General features: G+C 63.3%; 2 protein-coding genes. One reads left to right on the forward strand and one right to left on the reverse strand.

The features are described from left to right. On the forward strand, positions 1-811 hold an 811-nt coding region (locus RMO81_RS01370), incomplete at its 5' end, for an aldehyde dehydrogenase family protein (RefSeq protein WP_310473934.1). Positions 812-814: 3 nt separating this feature from the next. Here RMO81_RS01370 and RMO81_RS01375 read toward each other — a convergent pair. Next, on the reverse strand, positions 815-1,393 hold the full coding sequence (locus RMO81_RS01375; RefSeq protein ID WP_310473935.1) for a glutathione S-transferase N-terminal domain-containing protein: 579 nt from the start codon (positions 1,391-1,393) through the stop codon (positions 815-817). Positions 1,394-1,503: the final 110 nt, after the last annotated feature.

Here is a 1,503-nt window from a genome sequence, read left to right on the forward strand (position 1 = left end):
TGCAAAGAATCTGGTGCCGCTGACGCTGGAACTGGGCGGCAAATCGCCCACCATCATCAGCCGCTCTGCCGATGTCGCTGCCGCCACCGAACGCGTGGCGATGGGCAAATTGATGAACGCCGGCCAGATCTGCCTGGCGCCGGATTATCTGCTGGTGCCTGAGGAAAAGGAAGGCGAGATCGTTGAAGGGCTGAAGGCTGCAACCGCGAAGATGTATCCCACCATGCTGGCCAACCCGGATTACACCAGCGTTTTGGGCGCCCGCCACCGCGAGCGACTGGAAGCCCATGTCGCCGACGCCCGCGCCAAGGGGGCCAATGTTGAAGTGGTGAACCCGGCCAACGAGGATTTTTCCAAGCAGAACACCAACAAGATGCCGCTGCACATCATCCGCGGCGCCACCGACGAGATGACGGTGATGCAGGAGGAAATCTTTGGGCCGCTGCTCCCCGTGCGCACCTACAAGGCGGTGGATGGCGCCATCGACGAAATCAACCGCCGCGACCGGCCGCTGGGCTTGTATTGGTTCGGCCAGGACGAAGTGGAACAGCGCCGCGTGCTCGACCGGACGATTTCGGGCGGCGTGACGGTGAACGATGTGATCTTCCACGTATCGGCTGAAGATCTGCCGTTCGGCGGCATCGGCCCGGCCGGCATGGGCAATTACCATGGCCACGATGGCTTCAAGGAATTCAGCCATGGGAAGGCGATCTACAGCCAGCCCAAGATCGATCTGGCGGGCCTTGCCGGCTTCAAGCCGCCTTATGGCGCGAAAACGGCCAAGGCGTTGGCGCGTGAACTGAAAAAGTAAGGCTCAGGCCGGCGGTCGTGTTGCAGCGAACGCCGGCGTGGCCAGCAGCCGGTCAGCCAATGCCACGAGCGCCGCATTATGCTCGCGCCAGTGCAAATCGGGGAAACGGAAGCTGAGATAATCGCAGGCGACCGCGATGCAGATGTCGCCGAAATCGCTGCCGCCGACGCGCGTGTTCATCACGCTGAGCGCGCGTTCGATGGCGCGATATTGCCGATCCACCCACGGGCCGCTGGTGATGCCCTGCGCCATGTTGAACCGCAGGATGATGGCCGCATCCAATACGCCATCAGCCAGCGCTTCGGTGGTGCGGCCCTGCCAATGGGCGTGACCCGACTGCGGCAGCAGTTTCTGCCCCGGAACGCTGGCCAGCAGGAAGGCGGCAATTACCGGCGAATCGATGATGGCGCTTCCATCGTGCAGCACCAGCGCCGGCACCTTGCCCAGTGGATTGGCCGCCAGCAGCGACGCCGGGTCGGTCATCGGGGCGGTGTCTTCCATGGGCAGGCTGATGCCCAGTTCATGGGCAATCACCCGCAATTTGCGGGCATAAGGCGAGGTAGGCGAGGCGAGCAGTTTCACGGGTTCACCTTCAATTGTTCGAGCAGAAAGGCTTCGACCTGGCTCCACACCGGGCTGCCCGGGGCGATGACCTCGAAATGGCCGGTGCCGCCGAGGATGAGGGCGGAGGC

Origin of the sequence: Sandarakinorhabdus sp., assembly GCF_031422795.1 — a bacterium.
In the GTDB taxonomy this organism is placed as follows: domain Bacteria; phylum Pseudomonadota; class Alphaproteobacteria; order Sphingomonadales; family Sphingomonadaceae; genus Sandarakinorhabdus.